The sequence below is a fragment of the Variovorax sp. 278MFTsu5.1 genome (assembly GCF_048305045.1).
Taxonomy (GTDB): Bacteria; Pseudomonadota; Gammaproteobacteria; order Burkholderiales; family Burkholderiaceae_C; genus Variovorax; species Variovorax guangxiensis.
The window spans coordinates 481,843-501,436 of sequence record NZ_CP157622.1 but is presented as its reverse complement, the minus strand read 5'-3'; the positions used below and the strand labels follow the sequence as shown (position 1 = coordinate 501,436).

Annotated in this window: 19 protein-coding genes; 14 read left to right on the top strand and 5 right to left on the bottom strand. The window is 68.7% G+C overall.

The genetic code is table 11. The features are described from left to right. The first annotated feature begins 28 nt into the window (after positions 1-28). The 4 genes from ABL844_RS02230 to ABL844_RS02215 all read left to right on the top strand — a co-directional run bounded on the left by ABL844_RS02230 (position 29) and on the right by ABL844_RS02215 (position 3,781). On the top strand, positions 29-931 hold the full coding sequence (locus tag ABL844_RS02230) for an SDR family oxidoreductase (RefSeq protein WP_418130360.1): 903 nt from the start codon (positions 29-31) through the stop codon (positions 929-931). 33 nt (positions 932-964) lie between these two features. After that, on the top strand, positions 965-2,125 hold the full coding sequence (locus tag ABL844_RS02225; RefSeq protein ID WP_418118809.1) for an acyl-CoA dehydrogenase family protein: 1,161 nt from the start codon (positions 965-967) through the stop codon (positions 2,123-2,125). A gap of 15 nt (positions 2,126-2,140) precedes the next feature. Further along, positions 2,141-3,307: an acyl-CoA dehydrogenase family protein gene (locus ABL844_RS02220; protein ID WP_418130359.1), complete on the top strand. Its 1,167-nt coding sequence runs from the start codon at positions 2,141-2,143 to the stop codon at positions 3,305-3,307. Positions 3,308-3,478: 171 nt separating this feature from the next. Beyond that, complete coding sequence (locus tag ABL844_RS02215; protein ID WP_184640258.1) at positions 3,479-3,781, top strand: Dabb family protein; 303 nt, start codon at positions 3,479-3,481, stop codon at positions 3,779-3,781. Here the strand turns inward: ABL844_RS02215 and ABL844_RS02210 are convergent. Further along, the gene (locus ABL844_RS02210; protein ID WP_418130358.1) at positions 3,766-4,695 is read right to left on the bottom strand and encodes a LysR family transcriptional regulator; all 930 of its coding nucleotides are present in this window, start codon (positions 4,693-4,695) and stop codon (positions 3,766-3,768) included. The genes ABL844_RS02215 and ABL844_RS02210 overlap by 16 nt on opposite strands. Before the next feature lie 127 nt (positions 4,696-4,822). Here ABL844_RS02210 and ABL844_RS02205 point away from each other — a divergent pair, with 127 nt between their 5' ends. The 3 genes from ABL844_RS02205 to ABL844_RS02195 are packed head-to-tail and all read left to right on the top strand — an operon-like array spanning position 4,823 to position 9,002. Beyond that, positions 4,823-5,812, top strand: a complete 990-nt coding sequence (locus ABL844_RS02205) for a tripartite tricarboxylate transporter substrate binding protein (RefSeq protein WP_418130357.1) — start codon at positions 4,823-4,825, stop codon at positions 5,810-5,812. A gap of 56 nt (positions 5,813-5,868) precedes the next feature. Further along, complete coding sequence (locus tag ABL844_RS02200) at positions 5,869-7,554, top strand: carboxylesterase/lipase family protein (RefSeq protein WP_418130356.1); 1,686 nt, start codon at positions 5,869-5,871, stop codon at positions 7,552-7,554. 26 nt (positions 7,555-7,580) lie between these two features. Then, on the top strand, positions 7,581-9,002 hold the full coding sequence (locus tag ABL844_RS02195; RefSeq protein WP_418130355.1) for a dipeptidase: 1,422 nt from the start codon (positions 7,581-7,583) through the stop codon (positions 9,000-9,002). Here the strand turns inward: ABL844_RS02195 and ABL844_RS02190 are convergent. Then, on the bottom strand, positions 8,988-10,259 hold the full coding sequence (locus tag ABL844_RS02190; RefSeq protein WP_418130354.1) for a DEAD/DEAH box helicase: 1,272 nt from the start codon (positions 10,257-10,259) through the stop codon (positions 8,988-8,990). The genes ABL844_RS02195 and ABL844_RS02190 overlap by 15 nt on opposite strands. A gap of 59 nt (positions 10,260-10,318) precedes the next feature. Between ABL844_RS02190 and ABL844_RS02185 the strand changes: the two genes are divergently transcribed. The 5 genes from ABL844_RS02185 (at position 10,319) to ABL844_RS02165 (ending at position 13,793) form a co-directional block, all read left to right on the top strand. Next, on the top strand, positions 10,319-10,714 hold the full coding sequence (locus ABL844_RS02185; protein ID WP_418130353.1) for a translation initiation factor Sui1: 396 nt from the start codon (positions 10,319-10,321) through the stop codon (positions 10,712-10,714). A 7-nt stretch (positions 10,715-10,721) separates the two neighbouring features. Next, positions 10,722-10,958, top strand: a complete 237-nt coding sequence (locus ABL844_RS02180; protein ID WP_418123900.1) for a DUF3820 family protein — start codon at positions 10,722-10,724, stop codon at positions 10,956-10,958. A 195-nt stretch (positions 10,959-11,153) separates the two neighbouring features. Continuing rightward, on the top strand, positions 11,154-11,588 hold the full coding sequence (locus tag ABL844_RS02175; RefSeq protein ID WP_369659956.1) for an RNA recognition motif domain-containing protein: 435 nt from the start codon (positions 11,154-11,156) through the stop codon (positions 11,586-11,588). 191 nt (positions 11,589-11,779) lie between these two features. Further along, a complete protein-coding gene (locus ABL844_RS02170; RefSeq protein WP_126022356.1) occupies positions 11,780-12,268 on the top strand; it encodes a tripartite tricarboxylate transporter TctB family protein in 489 nt (162 codons plus the stop codon). Positions 12,269-12,281: 13 nt separating this feature from the next. Then, positions 12,282-13,793: a tripartite tricarboxylate transporter permease gene (locus tag ABL844_RS02165; protein ID WP_126022357.1), complete on the top strand. Its 1,512-nt coding sequence runs from the start codon at positions 12,282-12,284 to the stop codon at positions 13,791-13,793. 3 nt (positions 13,794-13,796) lie between these two features. On the opposite strand, the gene chrA is transcribed toward ABL844_RS02165, so the two are convergent. Together chrA and ABL844_RS02155 are read right to left on the bottom strand one after the other, a co-directional pair. Next, positions 13,797-15,161: a chromate efflux transporter gene (chrA, locus tag ABL844_RS02160; RefSeq protein WP_418130352.1), complete on the bottom strand. Its 1,365-nt coding sequence runs from the start codon at positions 15,159-15,161 to the stop codon at positions 13,797-13,799. 20 nt (positions 15,162-15,181) lie between these two features. Next, a complete protein-coding gene (locus tag ABL844_RS02155) occupies positions 15,182-15,940 on the bottom strand; it encodes a sulfite exporter TauE/SafE family protein (RefSeq protein WP_093206951.1) in 759 nt (252 codons plus the stop codon). 353 nt (positions 15,941-16,293) lie between these two features. On the opposite strand from ABL844_RS02155, the gene ABL844_RS02150 reads away from it, so the two are divergent. Together ABL844_RS02150 and ABL844_RS02145 are read left to right on the top strand one after the other, a co-directional pair. After that, positions 16,294-17,550, top strand: a complete 1,257-nt coding sequence (locus ABL844_RS02150) for an ammonium transporter (protein WP_184640266.1) — start codon at positions 16,294-16,296, stop codon at positions 17,548-17,550. Between the two features lie 23 nt (positions 17,551-17,573). Beyond that, positions 17,574-17,879, top strand: coding sequence for a hypothetical protein (locus ABL844_RS02145; protein WP_019655447.1), 306 nt, complete (start codon positions 17,574-17,576; stop codon positions 17,877-17,879). Between the two features lie 7 nt (positions 17,880-17,886). Here ABL844_RS02145 and ABL844_RS02140 read toward each other — a convergent pair whose 3' ends face one another. Further along, positions 17,887-19,557 (bottom strand): thiamine pyrophosphate-binding protein, encoded by a 1,671-nt coding sequence (locus tag ABL844_RS02140; protein ID WP_418130351.1) that lies wholly within the window; start codon positions 19,555-19,557, stop codon positions 17,887-17,889. Between the last annotated feature and the right edge of the window lie 37 nt (positions 19,558-19,594).

Below are 19,594 nucleotides of genomic sequence, written 5' to 3'. Positions count from 1 at the left end.
AGCCCACGTCTTTGCGAAAACCATTCACATGAACGCTCCCTCCTCCCACTACCGCTCCGTCTTCGCCCCCGGCCTGTTCGACGGGCAGGTCATCGTCGTCACAGGCGGCGGCTCCGGCATCGGCCGCTGCACCGCGCACGAACTCGCCGCGCTGGGCGCGCAGGTGGTGCTGGTCGGCCGCAAGCCCGAGAAGCTCGACGCGGTGCGCGCCGAGATCGAGGCCGTCGGCGGCAAGGCCTCCACGCAGGCCTTCGACATCCGCAACGAGGACGCGGTGCGCTCGGCCATCGCCGCCGTCGTCGCCGCGCACGGCCGCATCGACGGTCTGGTGAACAACGCGGGCGGCCAGTACATCACGCCACTGCATGCGATCTCGGCCAAGGGCTGGGAGGCGGTGATCCACACCAACCTCACGGGCGGCTTCCTGGTCGCGCGCGAGTGCTACCTGCAGAGCATGCAGGCCAACGGCGGCGCCATCGTCAACATCGTGGCCGACATGTGGGGCTCCATGCCCAACATGGGCCACAGCGGCGCGGCGCGCGCGGGCATGGTGAGTTTCACCGAGACCGCCGCGCTCGAATGGGCCGCGAGCGGCGTGCGCGTGAACGCGGTGGCGCCGGGCTACATCGCATCGAGCGGCATGGACCACTACCCGCCCGAGGCCGGCGACATGCTGCGCGCCATGCGCAAGACCGTGCCTGCGGGCCGCTTTGGCAACGAGGCCGAGACCTCCGCCGCCATCGTCTTCCTGCTTTGTCCCGCCGCGAGCTTCGTCAGCGGCAGCGTGCTGCGCGTGGACGGCGCGCGGCCGCAGGTGCGCATGGGCTGGCCGATGGCGATTCCCGACGCGCAGGCGCGGCAGCGCCGCGCGGTGAAGCCCTTCGACGGCTTCCACCTGGCGCAGGCGCCGCGCGTGTTCCAGGACAAGTAGGATGAGAGACAAGAAAAGACCGGAGACCACCTCATGCAGTACAGCCACGAACACCTCGAGATCCAGAAGACCCTGCGCCGCTTCATCGACGACGAGATCAACCCGCACGTGGACGAGTGGGAAGAGGCCGAGATCTTTCCCGCGCACGAGGTCTTCAAGAAGCTCGGCAACCTCGGCATGCTGGGCCTGAACAAGCCAGAGGCCTTTGGCGGCGCGGGCCTGGACTATTCGTACGCGATGGCCATGGCCGAGGCCCTGGGCCACATCTCCTGCGGCGGCGTGCCCATGGCCATCGGCGTGCAGACCGACATGTGCACGCCCGCGCTCGCGCGCTTCGGCAGCGACGAGCTGCGCCGCGAGTTCCTGGCGCCCGCCATCGCGGGCGACATGGTCGGCTGCATCGGCGTGAGCGAGCCCGGCGCGGGCAGCGACGTGGCGGGCCTGAAGAGCCATGCGCGCAAGGACGGCGGCGACTACCTCATCAGCGGCCAGAAGATGTGGATCACCAACAGCCTTCAGGCCGACTGGATGTGCATGCTGGTCAACACCGGCGACGGGCCCGTGCACCGAAACAAGTCGCTCGTGATGGTGCCGATGGACAGCCCCGGCATCGAGAAGGCGAAGAAGCTGCGCAAGATCGGCATGAATTCGAGCGACACCGGCCTCATCTACTTCGACAACGTGCGCGTGCCGCAGCGCTACCGCATCGGCGAGGAGGGCCAGGGCTTCGTCTACCAGATGCAGCAGTTCCAGGAAGAGCGCCTGTGGGCTGCCGCGAGCTCGCTGGAGCCCATGGAAGACTGCATCGCCCAGACCATCGAGTGGGCGCAGCAGCGCCAGATGTTCGGCTCCACGCTGGCCGACCAGCAGTGGGTGCAGTTCAAGCTCGCCGAGCTCAAGACCGAGGTGGAGGCGCTGCGCGCGCTCACCTACCGCGCCTGCGACCTGCACGTGAAGGGCGAGGACGTGCTCGAGCTCGCCTCGATGGCCAAGCTCAAGACCGGCCGCCTCACACGGCAGGTGGCCGACACCTGCCTGCAGTTCTGGGGCGGCATGGGATTCACGCTGGAGAACCGCGTCTCGCGCCTGTACCGCGACGGCCGGCTGGGCTCCATCGGCGGCGGCGCCGACGAGGTGATGCTGGGCATCCTCGCCAAGACCATGGGCATCGCCAAGCGCCCGCCGCGCGGCTAGCAGGAAGCCGGTCGCATGGACGCCGAGCTGCAAGCCGACCGCGCCGCGCTCGCCGACACGGTGCGGCGCTTCGCCGAAAGCGAGATCGCGCCGAACGTGCAGGCCTGGGACGATGCGGGCGAGTTTCCGCGCGCGCTTTATGCACGCGCCGCCGAACTGGGCCTGCTGGGCCTGGGCTATCCCGAAGAACTCGGCGGCACGCCGGCCTCGTATTCGCTCAAGCTGCCGGCCTGGGTCGCGCTCGCGCGCCATGGCAAGAGCGGCGGCGTGCTCGCCAGCCTGTTCTCGCACAACATCGGCCTGCCGCCCGTGGTGCTGCATGCCAGCGACGCGGTGCGCCGCGAGGTCGTGCCGCCGGTGCTGCGCGGCGAGAAGATCGCGGCGCTCGCCATCACGGAGCCCGGCGGCGGCTCCGACGTGGCGGCGCTGCGCACCACGGCAAGGCGCGACGGAGATCACTACGTGGTCAACGGCGAGAAGACCTTCATCACCTCGGGCATGCGCGCCGACTGGATCACCGTGGCCGTGCGCACCGGCGAAGGCCGCGGTGCGGGCGGCATCTCGATGCTGCTGGTGCCGGGCGACGCGGTCGGCCTCACGCGCACGCGGCTGTCGAAAATGGGCTGGCTGTGCTCCGACACCGCCACCCTGCACTTCGACAACGTGCGCGTGCCCGCGCGCTACCTGCTCGGCAACGAAGGCGAAGGTTTCCGCATGATCATGGGCAACTTCAACGGCGAGCGCATCGGCCTCGCCGCGGGCGCGCTGGGCTTCTCGCAGGCCTGCCTCGACGAGGCGCTGGCCTGGGCCCGCGAGCGAAAGGCCTTCGGCGCCCCGCTCATCGGGCACCAGGCGGTGCGCCACAAGCTCGTCGACATGCAGATGCGCATCGCCTCCACCGAGGCGTGGATCGAAGCGGTGTCGGCGCAGGGCGATGCGCTGGAAGCCGCAGGCCGCCACAACGCCCCCGAATGGGTGGCGCAGATATGCATGCTGAAGAACCACGCGACGCAGACCATGCAGTTCTGCGCCGACCAGGCGGTGCAGATCCTCGGCGGCATGGGCTTCATGCGCGGCACCGTGAGCGAGCGCATCTACCGCGAAGTGAAGGTGATGATGATCGGCGGCGGGGCCGAGGAAGTCATGAAGGAGCTGGCGGCGAAGCAGCTGGGCTGGCTGTAGAGGCAACAGAAGGAAGAAGCGGGGAAAGCGGAAAACTGTTCTTCACAGGCGCGGCTCGCCGGGCGCGATGCCATGCTTACCATCGGTCGCGCCAAGCCAGGCAGCAGGAGCCCGTGTGACCTTCATTCCCCATCTTTCTTTCGGCGAGCCCGCCACGGGCACGCGAGCGCCATGCTGAAGCACATCGTGATGTGGGACCTGCGCGCAGACACGCCCGAAGAAAAGGCGCGGGCCACCCAGCTGCTCAAGCGCAAGTTCGAATCGCTGCGCGGGCAGATACCCGGCCTGCTGCACATCGAGGTCGGCGTCGATTCGAGCCGCGTGGGCTACGCCTGCGACGTGGTGCTCTACAGCGAGTTCGACAGCCAGGCTTCGCTCGACGGCTATGCCACGCATCCGGCGCACCTGCGCGTGCGTGAAGAGCTGGGCGATCTGCGGATCGCGCGGCATCAGGTGGATTACGCGGTGGGCTGATCGGCGCCGGCCTGCGCGAGTCCGACACAGAACTCGCGCACCAGCCGCAGCGCAGGCGCCTCGGTTCGGCCTTCGAGCGTGACGAAGGCGAACTGGGCGCTGAGCCCGGCTGCCGGAGTCACCCACAGTTCCGACAGCTCACCGCTGTCCTGCAGCGCACGCGTGGCTGCGAGTACGCCCAGGAAGACGGCATCGGTGTTGCGCACGGCCTCGATCAGCGCGCCGATGTCTTCCGATGAAACATGCAGCCAGCGCTGCGGGCTCGCGTCGCTGCCGTAGCGCTCGACCAGGATGCGTGCCACGTCGTCGCTCACCATGGTCGAGATCACCGGATAGCGAGCCAGGTCACCGAAGCGCACCGGCTTGCCGCGCCCCTGCTTCAGCAATGGATGGTCGCGCCTGCAGACGAAGCCCGAGCGCATGGTCGGCAGCACCTCGATGCTCAGGTCCTCGCGCGGCGAGACGGCGCGGTACGTGAGCACCACGGCATCGAGATTGCGCGCGCGCAGGGCCGCAAGCTGCAGCTCCGGTCCGCCGCCGTGCAGCTGCAGCCCGACCTTCGGATGGTTGCGCAGCATGTGGATCAGAAGCGGCGACGAGAACAACGCGCCCGGCGCCGCACCCAGCCCGAGCCTCACCGATCCGGCCTGCCCTTCGGCCAGCAGCGCGGCGGCGCGCTTGAGCTCGTGCGCCTCCATCGAGATGCGCTTGGCCCGCGCCAGCACCATCGCGCCGAAGGGCGTGAGCTCGTTGCGCTTGCCGACGCGATCGACGAGCTGCATGCCCAACTCCTGCTCGAGCATCTGGATGCTTCGGCTCAGCGCGGGCTGCGTCAAGTGCACTTTCTCGGAAGCCCTACTGAAGGAGCCTGTTTCGGCGAGCGCGAGCAGGTGATCGAGTTGCTGGAGGTTCATGGCGAGTCGGATGCCGTCGTCATATGCATGAGATGCACTCATGGTAATGACAAAAACAATGCATTGGACAGATAGAACCCCGATTCCTAGCATCCATCGCGTACTACTTTGGACCAAGGAATTTCCCATGAAGCGGTTCGGTCAATGGCTCGGCGCGCTGGCTCTTCTAGGCTGCGCGGCGACGGCGGCGATGGCGCAGGCGCCCTACCCGGCGAAGGTCGTCACGATGATGGTTCCCTACCCTGCGGGCGCGGCCAGCGACTTCACCGCGCGGGCGCTGAACGACCTGGTCGGCAAGGAACTGGGCGGACAGGTGATCGTCGAGAACCTCGGCGGCGCGACCGGCGCCATCGCGGCCAACAAGGTGCTGGCGGCGCCGGCCGACGGCTACTACCTGTTCCAGGGCTCGCCCAACGAGCTGATCCTGTCGGGCCTGGTCAACAGGAGCACGCGCTACAGGCCGGAAGACTTCCAGTGGATCGCGCCGGTGGCCACGTCGCCGCTGGTGCTGGTGGTGAACAGCGCCCTGCCGGTGCAGACGCTGGATGAGTTCGTGACGCTCGCGCGCTCGCGCAAGGACGCGCCGCTGAGCTACGGCACGCCGGGCGCGGGCACGCTGTACCACCTGCTCGGTGAGCTCTTCACGAAGCGCACCGGCGCACCGGTCACGCACGTGCCCTACAAGGGCGGCGCGCCGATCATCCAGGACCTGATCGGCGGGCAGATCGACTTCGCCTTCATGCCGTACCAGGCCTTCTATGCCGACTACGTGAAGCAGGGACGGCTGCGCGTGATCGGCTCCCTCTCGCCGGGCAGGCGCCTGCCGCCGCCCTTCGACATGCTGCAGACCAGCGCGCAGAGCCGGGACATGAAGGACTTCGACTTCGGCATCTGGACCTCGTACATGGTGCGCAAGGGCACGCCGCGTCCCATTGCCGAGCGGCTCAACGCGGCCATCGGCGCGGCGCTGAAGAACCCGCACGCGCGGGCACAGCTGGAATCGCAGGCCAAGGCCGTGTTCGAGCCGATGGGCCTCGAGGCGGGCGAGAAGTTCTACGCGGCGGAGATCGCCCGCTACCGCGATCTGGTCAAGGCCATCGGCTACGAGTCGCCCTGACGGCCGGCCCTGCCCGCTCCCTCCTCCTCATTCCAACTATTCAAAGAGGTGTTCCCATGAAGACGAGACAAACCCGTTGCCTGGCGCTGCTGGTCGCGCTGTCGCTCTCCGCCTGCGGCGGGGGTGGCAGCGGCGGCGGCGGCGGATTCGCCGGTATCCTGCCGCCGCCCGCGCCTGCCGCCAGCCCCGCGCCGGCGGCGGCGCCCCCCGCCCAAGACACGACCATCGCGATGACGACCGAAGGCAAGGTCGCCGGCACTGCGAGCGCAGAGATGGTGTCCTTCCTCGGCATTCCATATGCGCAGCCGCCGGTGGGCGCACTGCGCTGGGCACCGCCGCAGCCGCCGGCCGCGCATGCCGACACTCTGCAGGCCAGGGCCTTCGGCAATGCCTGCCCCCAGGCCCCTGGCGCGGTGTCGTCGCCGATCGCCGAGGACTGCCTCTACATCAACGTGTGGAAGCCGGCCGGAACGCAGCCCGGCGCCGCTCTGCCGGTGGTGTTCTACATCCACGGCGGCGCGTTCACGCTGGGCTCCGGCGAGATGGGACCGAGCCCGCTGGCCAGCCAGGGCGTGGTGGTCGTGAGCTTCAACTATCGGCTGGGCGCGCTCGGTTATCTGGCGAACAAGGCGCTGCGCGCGGCCAACAAGGATGGCAGCCTCGGCAACTTCGCGGTGATGGACCAACTGGCCGCGCTCGGCTGGGTCAAAAGGAACATCGCGGCCTTCGGCGGGGATGCTGGCAACGTCACGCTGTGGGGCACATCGGCGGGCGCGACGCAGAGCTTCTCGCTGCTGCAGTCGCCCAAGGCCAAGGGCCTGTTCCAGCGTGCGGTGATGCAGAGCGGAGGCGCGGCGGAGTACTCGAACCCGAGCATGGACACCTCTCTCGCGGTGGGCGATACCGCCGTGACCAACCTCGGCTGCACGGGCGCGGCCGACGTGGTGGCGTGCCTGCGGGCGCTTCCGGTGTCCGCGCTGCTCGCGCAGGGCGGGCTCAAGTGGCGCCCGACGGTGGATGCGCAGGTCATCACGCAGGTGCCCGCGCGCGCATTCGAGAGCGGCAACTTCAACCAGGTGCCGGTGATGATCGGCGGCGTGTTCGACGAAGGCACGCTGTTCGTCGACACGAAGCTCAGCGCCGCCTACTACCCGCTGTACCTGCGCGGCCTCGCTCCGGCCGGCTACGACACCACGGCCATCGAGGCGGCCTACCCGGTCGGCAACTACGCGGTGCCGGCGCAGGGCATCGCCCGGGCCATGGGCGATGCGATGTACGCTTGCGGGAACAGCGCGCGGCGCGATGCGCTGTCGGCGTGGGTACCGGTGTACGGCTGGGAGCTGACCGATCCGCAGCTTTCGTTCCCGGCAAGCCCCACGGGCTTCTACTACGGCACGGCCCACGGCATGGACAGCTACTACTTCACCGGCACCGTCGACGCGCTGACCAGCTACCCGTACTTCGATCCCGGCAGCACAGTCGCACCGGAGGCGACAACCACCGCGCAACGCAAAGCGCTCGCGACGCAGATGCGCGCGTACTTGCTCAACTTCGCGAAGACCGGCGACCCGAACGGCAACGGCCGCAACGTCCCCACGCGCTGGCCGCGCTTCACCGGGCCGGCCGACCGGGCGCTGATCGACTTCAGCTACCCGGCAGTCAAGGTGTCGAGCAATGCCTTCGAGCACACGCACAAGTGCGACACGCTGTGGGGGCCGGCCGTGTTCCCGCCTTTGTACTGATGCCAGTACGCAGCCGCGCCACGCCCATGAACGAACCACAGCAGATCATCGACCACCTCGACGCGCGCCAGCCCGAGATCGTGGAATGGCTCAAGGCCTTCCTGTGCATCCCGAGCGTGAGCGCCGATCCGGCCTTCGCACAGGGCATGCACGAGGCGCGAGGCTTCCTCGTCGAGCGGCTTCGGCGCATGGGCCTTTGCGGCGTGCGCCTGCTCGACGGCGATGGCGAGCCGGCCGTGTACGGCGAATGGAACGGCGCGCCGGGGCGGCCCACGCTGATGGTCTACGGCCACTACGACGTGCAGCCGGCCGACCCGCTCGAGCAGTGGCGCACGCCGCCGTTCGAACCGACCGAGATCGACGGCCGGCTCTACGGCCGCGGCACCTCCGACGTGAAAGGCTCGACCACCATCGCGCTCGAAGTCATCGCCGCCTTCCTGTCGGTGCACGGCCGCTGCCCGGTGAACATCAAGGTGTTCCTCGAAGGCGAGGAAGAAACCGGCAGCCCTTCGCTGCGGGCCATCGTCGCCCGGCATCGTGCGCTGCTGCAGGCCGATGCGGTGCTTTCCGCCGACGGCGGCCGCGCGAGCGCCAGCGTGCCCACCGTCAACACCGGCGCGCGCGGCAACGCGCAGCTCGAGGTGCGGCTGCGCACCGCGCACAAGGACCTGCACTCGGGCCGCTACGGCGGCGGCGTGCGCAACGCGCTGCACGAGATGGCGCGGCTGATCGCATCGCTGCACGACGCGGACGGGGGCGTGGCCGTGCAAGGCTTCCACGACGGCGCGGTGCCGCCCACCGACAGGCAGCGCGCCGACACCGCGGCGTTTCCGTACGACGAAGCTGCGTTCTTCTGCGACGTGGGCGGCAGCGCGCACGGCGAGCCCGGCTACACCGCGCGCGAACGCATCACCTTGCGGCCCGCGCTCGACGTGAACGGCCTCTGGGGCGGCTACACCGGCGGGGGCGGCAAGACCATCGTGCCTTGCGAGGCGCAGGCCAAGCTCACCGTGCGCGTGGTCGCCGGGCAGGATGCAGACGCGGTCGTCCGCTCGGTGCTGGCCCACCTGCGCCGGCACTGCCCGCCCGGCTGCACGCTCGACGTGATCGCCATCAGCGAAGGTTCCCCCGCATCGACGCTCGCGCCCACTCATCCGCTGGTACGCGCGGCCGAAGCGGTACTGGAGCGCGAGACCGGCACTCGCCCCATCCACGTACGGCTCGGCGCGAGCGTTCCGGTGACGTCGATCTTCAAGGAGATGCTGGGCATCGACACGCTGATGTTCGGCTTCAACCTGCCCGACGAGGACGTGCACGCGCCGAACGAGTTCTTCAGGCTGCAGTCGATCCGCGAAGGCACACGCGCGTGGACGCTGCTGCTGGCGGAACTGGCGAGGCATTCGCCCGGCGAGTTCCACGCCGCACCGGACGGATCAGTCGGCGCCTGAGGTCTTCGTCGCTGCCGCGGCCTTCGCAGCAGCCGCCCGCAGCTTGTCCTTTTTGCTCGGCCTCTTCCCCTTGATCCCCCCCGTGCCCGAGGCGTCCACCACCGGCGGCGCGGTTTCCGTCGGCTCGAAGCCCTCGACGCGCTCGCGCGGCAGCCGCAGGCCGTTGCGTTTCTCGATCAGGCGGAAATGGGCCTCGGTGGCCGCGCTCACGAAGCTGATCGCCAGGCCGCGCTCTCCCGCGCGCCCGGTCCTGCCGATGCGGTGGATGTAGTCGGTCGGCGAGCGCGGCAGGTCGTAGTTGACGACCACGGGCAGTTGCGCGATGTCGATGCCGCGCGCGGCGAGGTCGGTGGCGATCACCACGTCCCACCGGCTCTGCTTGAACTGCGAGAGGATGTTGCTGCGGGTGCCCTGCGCGATGTCGCCGTGGAAGGGCACGGCGTAGATGCCGTTGCGGTAGAGCTTCTCGGCCACGGTCTGCGCCGCGTGCTGCGTGGCGACGAAGACCAGCACGCGGTCCCACTCGTTCTCGTGCTGCTCGAGCAGGTGGCGCAGCAGCTGGGTGCGACGGCTCGCGTCGACCTCGATCACGCGCTGCACGATGTCGGGCGCGGTGCCCGGCTCGCCCTGCACGTCGACGATGGCGGGGTCGCGCAGCATGCCGTCGGCCAGCGCCTGGATGGCCGGCGGGAAGGTGGCGGAGAAGAACAGGTTCTGGCGCCGCTTCGGCAGCAGTTCGAGGATGCGTCCGAGTTCCTCGGCGAAACCCAGGTCGAAAAGGCGGTCGGCCTCGTCGAGCACGAGCATGGCGACCGCGTCCAGCCTGAGCGCGTTGTGCTCCACCAGGTCCAGCAGCCGCCCGGGGGTGGCGACGACGATGTTGGCGCCGCCGCGCAGGCTCATCATCTGCGGGTTGATCGACACGCCGCCGAAGGCGGTGACTATCTTCAGGCGCTCGGGCAGGTGCTGCGCCAGGTCGTGCATGGTGTCGCCGACCTGGCCCGCGAGTTCGCGCGTGGGCACCAGCACGAGCGCGCGAACGCGGCGCGGGCCCTCACGCTGCTCGGTCAGGCGCTGCAGCAGGGGCAGGGAGAATGCGGCGGTCTTGCCGGAGCCGGTCTGTGCCGAGCCCCGCAGGTCGCGGCCTTGCAGAATGGCGGGAATGGCCGCGGCCTGGATGGGCGTCGGCGTGGAAAAGCCGCTTCGGGCGGCGGCCTGCACGAGCGCGGGGGCCAGGCCCAGTGAGTCGAATGGCATGTGTATGAGCGCGGCGGGCGAAGAGAGAGAAAGATCGAAAGCAGAAAGAGGCGTATCGGATGTCGACGATGAAACAGCAGCGCACCGGCCAGTCCGGCGGCAGCACCCTGGTGTATTCCACCGACGGGGGCGGACGCATGTGTCCCGGCTGCGGCGAGCCCGTGGCCCGTTGCCGCTGCAAGGAACTGGAAAAGGCGCGCGGCACGCCGGCCACCGACGGCATTGTGCGCGTGTCGCACGAGACAAAGGGCCGCAAAGGCAAGGGCGTGACGGTAGTGAAGGGCATGGCGCTCGACGCGGCGGCCCTGCTGGCGCTGAGCAAGCAGCTCAAGACGGCCTGCGGCACGGGCGGCACGGTGAAGGACGGCACCATCGAGATACAGGGCGACCACCGCGAAACGGTGATCGCAGCGCTGGTGAAGCTGGGCCATACGGTCAAGCGCGCGGGAGGCTGAGCGCTCCATGAACCCCGAAGACCTGCAACGGCTGGTAACGCTCGAAATGCCCTTCGGCAAGCACAAGGGCACGCTGATTGCGGACCTGCCCGGCAACTACCTGGGTTGGTTCGCACGCGAGGGTTTTCCCTCGGGAGAAATCGGCCGGCTGCTCGCCCTGATGCATGAAATAGACCACAACGGGCTTTCCGGGCTGCTGAAACCGTTGCGAAACCGCCCTCCGGAACGGGGAGTTTCCCGATAAGGCGCGATTTCGCCACATCTTTTTCGAAATCGGGCTGGATAATGCCCGCTACGTGTCAGTGAGTCGCATTGCGGCTCCCGTGCACGTAATTTGGTGATCGGTCAGTTTCGCGCCACAGCGCAGTTCTTGTTTGTTGTGATTCTGGGACTCCATCGCTTTTTTGTTTTTTTGTTGGTTTGAATCAGGAGTCCCTCAATGGGCAAGAAACTTTACGTGGGCAACCTCGCCTACTCGATCCGCGACAACGATCTCGAACAAGCCTTCGGCGAATTCGGCTCGATCGTCAGTGCCAAGGTCATGATGGAACGTGACACCGGCCGTTCGAAGGGCTTCGGCTTCGTCGAAATGGGCACGGATGCCGAAGCGCTCGCAGCCATCGAAGCCATGAACGGCCAACCCCTGCAGGGCCGCGCCCTGACGGTGAACGAAGCCCGTCCGATGGAAGCCCGTCCCCCCCGTAGCGGTGGCGGCGGCTACGGCGGTGGTGGTGGCGGCTACGGCGGCGGCGGCCGCAGCGGTGGCGGTGGCTACGGCGGCGACCGCGGTGGCTACGGTGGCGACCGCAGCGGTGGCGGCGGCTACGGTGGCGGCGGTGGCGGCTACGGCGGCGGCGGCCGCGGCGGCTACTGAGTCGAACCCCCTCCAGGGCCCTCGGGCCTCTGAATGAAAAAGCTCCTCCGGGAGCTTTTTTCGTTTCCGGGACACACCGGCCCCGGGGAGAACCCTTGCCCTGCGGTACGCATTTGTTCGTACCGCACCGGTCAGCCAACGGTCAGGCGCGCAGATCGACCCTCGTTTCCCCAATACAAGAGGAGCGAGACATGCGGATAAAGAGCCAGGCGGACTTCTTTTCAGGAGTCATGTTCACCACCGTGGGAGGCGCCTTCGCCATCGGCGCGACCACCTACACCATCGGCGACGGCGCGCGCATGGGGCCGGGCTACTTCCCGCTCATGCTGGGCATCCTGCTGGCGGTGCTGGGCGCGATCATCATGTTCCAGGCGATGGTGGTCGAGACCACCGACGGCGACCCGATCGGCAAGTGGGCCTGGAAGCCTCTGGCCTTCGTGCTCGGCGCCAACCTCGCCTTCGGCGTGCTGCTGGGCGGGCTGCCCAGCATCGGGCTGCCGGCCATGGGCATGATCATCGCGATCTACGCGCTCACCATCATCTCCAGCATGGCGGGCGAGCACTTCAGGCTGCGCGACGTGCTGATCCTCGCGACCATCCTGGCGGCCGGCAGCTACGTGGCGTTCATCTGGGCGCTGAAGCTGCAGATCCAGGTCTGGCCCACCTTCATCGCAGGTTGAGGAGCACACCGCCATGGAACTCTTCAACAACCTCGCGACCGGCTTCGGCGTCGCGTTCACCTTCACCAACCTGCTGTACTGCCTGATCGGCTGCATCCTTGGCACGCTGATCGGCGTGCTCCCGGGCATCGGCCCCGTCGCGACCATCGCGATGCTGCTGCCGGCCACCTATGCGCTGCCGCCCGTGTCGGCGCTGATCATGCTGGCCGGCATCTACTACGGCGCCCAGTACGGGGGCTCCACCACGGCCATCCTAGTGAACCTGCCGGGAGAGTCCTCGTCGGTGGTCACCTGCATCGACGGCTACCAGATGGCAAGGCAGGGCCGCGCGGGCCCGGCACTCGCCGCCGCCGGCCTGGGCTCGTTCTTCGCGGGCTGCGTGGGCACGCTGATCCTGGCCGCCTTCGCGCCGCCTCTGACCGAACTGGCCTTCAAGTTCGGCCCTGCCGAGTACTTCTCGCTGATGGTGCTGGGCCTGATCGGCGCGGTGGTGCTGGCTTCGGGCTCGCTGCTGAAGGCGGTGGCGATGATCGTGCTGGGCCTGCTGCTGGGCATCGTGGGCACCGACGTCAACTCGGGCGTGGCGCGCTACAGCTTCGACATTCCGGAGCTCACCGACGGCATCGGCTTCGTGGTCATCGCCATGGGCGTGTTCGGCTACGGCGAGATCATCGGCAACCTCTCGCAGCCCGACGACGAGCGCGAGGTGTTCACGCACAAGGTCAAGGGCCTGTGGCCCACCAAGGACGACTTCAAGCGCATGCTGCCCGCGGTGCTGCGCGGCACGGCCCTCGGCTCGGCCCTGGGCATCCTGCCGGGCGGCGGCGCGCTGCTGGCCTCCTTCGCCTCCTACGCGCTGGAGAAGAAGATCCGCATGCGCCCCGGCGAAGTGGCCTTCGGCAAGGGCAACATCCGCGGCGTCGCATCGCCGGAGTCGGCCAACAACGCCGGCGCGCAGACCTCCTTCATCCCGCTGCTGACGCTTGGCATTCCGCCCAACGCGGTGATGGCGCTGATGGTGGGCGCGATGACCATCCACAACATCCAGCCCGGTCCGCAGGTGATGACCAGCAACCCGGAGCTCTTCTGGGGCCTGATCGCCTCCATGTGGATCGGCAACGCGATGCTGATCATCCTGAACCTGCCGCTGATCGGCATGTGGATCAAGCTGCTGACGGTGCCCTACAAGTTCCTGTTCCCGGCCATCGTGCTGTTCTGCGCGATCGGCGTGTACTCGACCAACAACAACACCTTCGACGTGTGGATGGTGGCGGCCTTCGGCTTCATCGGCTACCTCTTCATCAAGCTGCGCACCGAGCCCGCGCCGCTGCTGCTGGGCTTCATCCTCGGGCCGATGATGGAAGAGAACCTGCGCCGGGCGCTGCTGCTGTCGCGCGGCGCGTGGAGCGTGTTCGTCACGCGGCCGCTGTCGGCGGGGCTCCTGATCGCTGCTGTCCTGCTGCTGGGCATCGTGCTTCTCCCGGCCATCAAGGCCAAGCGCGAAGAGGCGTTTGTAGAGGATTGAGCCTCAGCGCACGAGCAAAGGCAGCAACAACAGCTGCCACGCCAGCCCCAGCAGGGCCGAGGCGAGCACCACCGGGATCACACCGGCCTTGAAGCGGAACAGCGCCACGGCGGCGACCAGCCCGATCGCCGCCGATGCCGCGTCGAAGCCTCCCCCGGCTCCCTTCGGCCACAGCACGTGCCAGGCGAAGAACACCGCCAGGTTGACGATCACGCCCACCACCGCTGCCGTGATGGCCGTGAGCGGCGCGGTGAGCTTCAGGTTGCCGTGCGTCGACTCGATGAAGGGACCGCCCAGCAGGATGAAGAGGAACGACGGCAGGAAGGTGAAGAAGCTCACCACCGTCGCCGCCACCGCGCCCGCAGTGAAAAGCGAACCGGTGCCGAACAGCGCCTGGTTCCAGCCGCCGACGAAGCCCACGAAGGACACCACCATGATCAGCGGCCCCGGCGTGGTCTCGCCCAGCGCGAGGCCGTCGATCATCTGCGTGGCGCCGAGCCAGCCGTAGTGGTCGACGGCGCCCTGGAACACGTAGGGCAGCACCGCATAGGCGCCGCCGAAGGTCAGCAGCGCGGCCTTGGTGAAGAACCAGCCCATCTGCGTGAGCGTGCCGTGCCAGCCGTACAGCGCCGTGAGCGCGCCCATGGCGCCCAGCCACAGCGCGAGGAACACGCCCAGCACGCGCCAGAAGCGGCCCCAGCCGAAGCGCGCGTGCGCGGGCGTGGGGGTGTCGTCGTCGATGAGCGCCGGGCCGGCGGAAGCCACCGCCGCGCCATGCCCGCCGCCGGGCGCGAAGCGCTCCGGCGCCACCCGGCTGCCGAAATAGCCGATGGCTGCGGCCGCCAGCACGATCAGCGGAAAGGGCACGCTCAGCGCGAAGATCGCCGCGAAGGCCGCCGCCGCGATCGCCCACAGCCATGCGTTCTTCAGCACCCGCGAGCCGATGCGCCAGGCCGCGAACAGCACGATGGCCGTCACGGCAGGCTTCACGCCGTACAGCAGCCCCGCCACCGCCGGCACCTGCCCGTAGGCCATGTAGACCCACGACAGCGCGATCAGGATGAAGAGCGAGGGCAGCACGAACAGCGCCCCCGCCGCGATGCCGCCCCAGGTGCGATGCATGAGCCAGCCGATGTAGGTGGCGAGCTGCTGGGCCTCGGGGCCGGGCAGCAGCATGCAGTAGTTGAGGGCGTGGAGGAATCGCTTCTCCGAGATCCAGCGCCTGCGCTCCACCAGCTCCTGGTGCATCAGCGCGATCTGCCCGGCCGGCCCGCCGAAGCTGATGAAGCCCAGCTTGAGCCAGTAGCCGAAGGCCTGCCAGAAGCTGACGGGAACGGGCCGCTCGACGGGATCTTGGGGAGAGGACATCGGGCGACTTTCGTGTTGCGCTATTTCAGGAATGCGTCGTAGGCGGTCTTCAGTATCAGCGCGCTCACCACCACGATGAACACCACCCGCACGAAGCCCGCGCCGTGCTTCAGTGCAACCCGCGTGCCCAGCACGCTGCCGGCCACGTTGGCCACAGCCATCACCAGCCCGTAGTGCCACCAGACGTGGCCCTTGGCCGCCAGCAAAATCAGCGCGGCGGCGTTGGTCAGCGTGTTGATGATCTTGGCCGAAGCCGAGGCGTTGAGGAAGTCGTAGCCCATCCAGCGCACGAAGAGGAACACCAGGAAGCTGCCCGCACCCGGCCCGAAGAAGCCGTCGTACAGCCCGATCGACAGGCCGATGGTGCAGGCCGCCAGCGTCTCCGCCCTGCCCGAGAAGCGCGGCGCGTGCATGCGGCCCATGTCCTTGCGCGCCAGCGTGTACAGCAGCACGCCCAGCAGGATGAGCGGCAGCGCCTTGCGCAGGAAGTCGCCCGGAAACATGGTGACGCCCCAGGCGCCCAGCATCGAGCCGGCAAAGCCGAGCAGCGCGGCCGGCCACAGCGCGCCCCAGCGCATCTGCACCCGCTGGCTGAACTGGGCCGCGGCGGCGGCCGTGCCCCAGATGGACGCGCTCTTGTTGGTGCCCAGCAGGGTCGCGGGCGGTGCGCCCGGGAACACGGCGAACAGCGCAGGCACCAGGATCAGGCCGCCTCCGCCCACGATCGAATCGACAAAACCCGCGAGCGCAGAGGCGCCCGTGACCACCAGCATTTCCATAGGGCCCGGATTGTCTCACCCCGGTGCTATCGAAAAAGTAGCTGGAATGGCCGATGCCCAAGCCCCGCACAAATAAAAAAGGCGCCGACCAGCGGCGCCTTTCAAGCTTGGACAGGCATCTCGTACGGAGCCTTTGAAGAATTTTTATTGTTGCTTGGGGGTTTGTCTCCTCGGACCCTCGGCACACGAGCAGGGCCCGTTCGCGAGTGCGCAGACTTTAGGGGCACGCACCGCCTCAGTGCATAGGGAATTACCCGCTTTGCCTTACGCGGGAAGCCCGATTTGCAAACCAAAGTGTTTCTGATAGTTAACGACGTGGCACGACTTGTGCACGGGGCGCCTGAGTCCACCACATGAAGAAGAAAGCGACCATGGCCCTGGCACCGCAAGCCTCCATCAACGCGGCAGACACCGCATGGATGATGACCTCGACCGCGCTGGTGCTGCTGATGACGCTGCCCGGCATCGCTCTCTTCTACGCGGGCATGGTGCGCCGCAAGAACGTGCTGGCCACCATGGCCGCGGTGGTGGCGATCGCCTCGACGGTCTCGCTGACCTGGTTCGCGGTGGGCTATTCGCTGGCTTTCACCGAGGGCTGGCCCTGGCTCGGCGGCTCCGGGCGCTTCTGGTTCTCGGGCTTCGACTACCTGAAGGAGGCCGGCCAGCTCGCGGTGAGCCACGTGGCGCCCAACGTGCCCGAGTCGGTCTACGCGATGTTCCAGCTGACCTTCGCGATCATCACCACGGCGCTGGTGCTCGGCGCCTTCGTCGAGCGCATGCGCTTCTCGGCGATCCTTTGGTTCGCGCTGCTGTGGAGCGTGCTGGTCTACGCACCCGTCGCGCACTGGGTTTGGGAGCCGGGCGGCTGGCTCGCGCAGATGGGCGCGCTCGACTTCGCGGGCGGCTCGGTGGTGCACGTCAACGCCGGCATCGCCGGGCTCGTGTGCGCCTACGCCCTCGGCTCGCGCAAGGGCTACGGCCGCGAGGCCTTCGAGCCCTACAACCTGGCCTTCACCATGACCGGCGCCGGCCTGCTGTGGGTGGGCTGGTTCGGCTTCAATGCCGGCTCGGCGGTGGCGGCCGACGGCCGCGCGGGGCTGGCGATGCTGGTCACGCACATCGCGGCGGCCGCCGGCGCCATGAGCTGGATGCTCGGCGAATGGATCGTGCGGCGCAGCCCCTCGCTGCTGGGCCTGTGCTCGGGCCTCGTGGCCGGGCTGGTGGCCATCACGCCGGCGGCCGGCTTCGTCACGCCGCCGGCCGCGCTGGCCATCGGCGCCATCGCGGGGCTGGCCTGCTATTGGGGCGCCACCGGCCTGAAGCACCTGCTGGGGGCGGACGACTCGCTCGACGTGTTCGGCGTGCACGGCATCGGCGGCATCGTGGGTGCGCTGCTGACGGGCGTGTTCGCCGACGCACGCATCTCGGGCGCCACCGGCGACGTGCTGACGCAGGCGATCGCGGTCGGCAGCGTGGCCATCTTCAGTGCGGCGGGCACGGCGGTGGTGCTGTTCCTGGTGCACGTCATCGTCGGCCTGCGCGTCGATGCCGACAGCGAGCAGCTGGGCCTCGATCTTGCACAGCACAGGGAACATCTCGGGAGCAGTTGACCCACCGCCGGAGGAAACAAGCCATGTCCCCATCCATGTCCGAAAGCGAACGCATCGCCCTCGCCGCCCGCCTCCACGTGGCGCTGCGGCGAAAGCACGGCCGCGTGACCGACACCGAATGGATGGCGACCAATGCCGAGTACGCCGCCGAGATCGTGCGCATGACGCGCGCGCACGCCGCCGACACCAAGGACGAGGAGCTCTACCTGCTCGCCACCCGCCTGGAGCAGGCGATGGAACCGCTGGCACGCGCCGCGCGCCTGGCGGCGCGCCAGCCCGACGGCCAGCCGCCCACGCCCCCACCCCGGTACGTAGGCGGCCTGCGCTGAGGCTTGCTCAGCCCTCCAGCGCAGCCTTGCGAATCGACTGCAGCGTGCTGCCCGGCGTGATGGCCTCCGGGTCCAGCAGGCAGTGCAGGATCGCCGGCTTGCCGCTGGCGCGCGCACGGGCCAGCGCGGGGCCGAACTCTTCGGTGCTCTCGACGCGCTCGCCGTGCCCGCCGAACACCTCCGCGTAACCACGGAAGTCCGGGTTCTTCAGCTGCGTGGCGCTGATGCGGCCGGGGTAGTGCTTTTCCTGGTGCATGCGGATGGTGCCGTACATGGCGTTGTCCAGCAGCACCACGATGATCGGCAGCCCGTACTGCACGGCGGTGGCGAATTCCTGGCCGTGCATCATGAAGTCGCCGTCGCCCGCGAACACCACCACCTCGCGCTGCGGCCACAGCCGCTTGGCGCCGACGCCGGCCGGCAGGCCGTAGCCCATCGAGCCGCTGGTGGGCGCGAGCTGGCTCGCGTACGCGCGGAACGGCCAGAAGCGGTGCACCCAGGTGGCGAAGTTGCCCGCGCCGTTGCAGAAGATGGTGTCGGCCGGCAGCACCTCGCGCAGGTGCTGCATGACCTCGCCCATCTGCAGCGCGCCCGGAATGCGGATCGGCGACGGGTCGCTCCAGCGCAGGAAGTCTTGGCGCGCGGTATTCGTTTCCGCTGCCCAGGCCGGAACCTGCGCGGGGCGCAGCGTGGAAACGGCTTCGGCGAATGCCTGCGGCGTGGCATGGATGCCCAGCGCCGGGCGATACAGCTTGCCGAGCTCGTCGGCATCGGCATGCACGTGCACCAGCGCCTGCTTCGGCTGCGGGATGGACAGCAGCTCATAGCCCTGCGACGGCACCTCCGACAGGCGCCCGCCGGCCAGCAGGATCAGGTCGGCGTTGCGGATGCGCTCCAGCATCTTCGGATTGACGCCCAGCCCGAGGTCGCCCGCGTAGCAGGGATGCTCGGCCGACATCAGCATCTGGCGGCGAAACGAGCAGTACACGGGCAGCGAGAACGCCGCCGCGAAGTCCGCGAACTGCCGCGCCGCCTTCTCGGACCAGCGGCTGCCTCCCAAAATGACCACCGGCCGCTGCGCCTGCGACAGGCGCTGCTGCAGCTCGGCGAGCTGCGCCGCGCCCGGATGCGTTTCGGTGACGGCATAAGGCTGCGCGTCGGCCACCGTCGCGGCCTCGGTCAGCATGTCTTCCGGCAGCGCGATCACCACCGGGCCGGGCCGGCCCGAAGTCGCGACATGGAAGGCGCGCGACACCAACTCGGGCACGCGCGCCGGGTCGTCGATCTGCACCACCCACTTGGCCATGGTGCCGAACACCGCGCCGTAGTCCAGCTCCTGGAAGGCCTCGCGGCCCAGCGCGTCGCGCGCGACCTGGCCGACGAAGAGCAGCAGCGGCGTCGAGTCCTGGTGCGCGATGTGCACGCCCGCCGATGCATTGGTGGCGCCCGGCCCGCGCGTCACGAAGCACACGCCCGGCCTGCCGGTGAGCTTGCCCTGGGCCTCGGCCATCATCGTCGCGCCACCTTCCTGGCGGCACACGGTCACGTCGATGGAGGCGTCGTGCAGCGCGTCGAGCACGGCGAGAAAGCTCTCGCCGGGTACGCAGAAGAGCTGCTCGACGCCGTGGGTGACGAGCTGGTCGACCAGGATCTGGCCGCCTGTGCGGGGTGTGGTCATGGGGTTTCCGATGAAATGAAAGAGGCCGATGGGTCGC

Bases quoted from the DNA above. Each gene is read 5' to 3' on its own strand.
- ABL844_RS02230 (WP_418130360.1), top strand. From the start codon at position 29: ATGAACGCTCCCTCCTCCCACTACCGCTCCGTCTTCGCCCCCGGCCTG.
- ABL844_RS02225 (WP_418118809.1), top strand. From the start codon at position 965: ATGCAGTACAGCCACGAACACCTCGAGATCCAGAAGACCCTGCGCCGC.
- ABL844_RS02220 (WP_418130359.1), top strand. From the start codon at position 2,141: ATGGACGCCGAGCTGCAAGCCGACCGCGCCGCGCTCGCCGACACGGTG.
- ABL844_RS02215 (WP_184640258.1), top strand. From the start codon at position 3,479: ATGCTGAAGCACATCGTGATGTGGGACCTGCGCGCAGACACGCCCGAA.
- ABL844_RS02210 (WP_418130358.1), bottom strand. From the start codon at position 4,695: ATGAACCTCCAGCAACTCGATCACCTGCTCGCGCTCGCCGAAACAGGC.
- ABL844_RS02205 (WP_418130357.1), top strand. From the start codon at position 4,823: ATGAAGCGGTTCGGTCAATGGCTCGGCGCGCTGGCTCTTCTAGGCTGC.
- ABL844_RS02200 (WP_418130356.1), top strand. From the start codon at position 5,869: ATGAAGACGAGACAAACCCGTTGCCTGGCGCTGCTGGTCGCGCTGTCG.
- ABL844_RS02195 (WP_418130355.1), top strand. From the start codon at position 7,581: ATGAACGAACCACAGCAGATCATCGACCACCTCGACGCGCGCCAGCCC.
- ABL844_RS02190 (WP_418130354.1), bottom strand. From the start codon at position 10,259: ATGCCATTCGACTCACTGGGCCTGGCCCCCGCGCTCGTGCAGGCCGCC.
- ABL844_RS02185 (WP_418130353.1), top strand. From the start codon at position 10,319: ATGTCGACGATGAAACAGCAGCGCACCGGCCAGTCCGGCGGCAGCACC.
- ABL844_RS02180 (WP_418123900.1), top strand. From the start codon at position 10,722: ATGAACCCCGAAGACCTGCAACGGCTGGTAACGCTCGAAATGCCCTTC.
- ABL844_RS02175 (WP_369659956.1), top strand. From the start codon at position 11,154: ATGGGCAAGAAACTTTACGTGGGCAACCTCGCCTACTCGATCCGCGAC.
- ABL844_RS02170 (WP_126022356.1), top strand. From the start codon at position 11,780: ATGCGGATAAAGAGCCAGGCGGACTTCTTTTCAGGAGTCATGTTCACC.
- ABL844_RS02165 (WP_126022357.1), top strand. From the start codon at position 12,282: ATGGAACTCTTCAACAACCTCGCGACCGGCTTCGGCGTCGCGTTCACC.
- chrA (WP_418130352.1), bottom strand. From the start codon at position 15,161: ATGTCCTCTCCCCAAGATCCCGTCGAGCGGCCCGTTCCCGTCAGCTTC.
- ABL844_RS02155 (WP_093206951.1), bottom strand. From the start codon at position 15,940: ATGGAAATGCTGGTGGTCACGGGCGCCTCTGCGCTCGCGGGTTTTGTC.
- ABL844_RS02150 (WP_184640266.1), top strand. From the start codon at position 16,294: ATGAAGAAGAAAGCGACCATGGCCCTGGCACCGCAAGCCTCCATCAAC.
- ABL844_RS02145 (WP_019655447.1), top strand. From the start codon at position 17,574: ATGTCCCCATCCATGTCCGAAAGCGAACGCATCGCCCTCGCCGCCCGC.
- ABL844_RS02140 (WP_418130351.1), bottom strand. From the start codon at position 19,557: ATGACCACACCCCGCACAGGCGGCCAGATCCTGGTCGACCAGCTCGTC.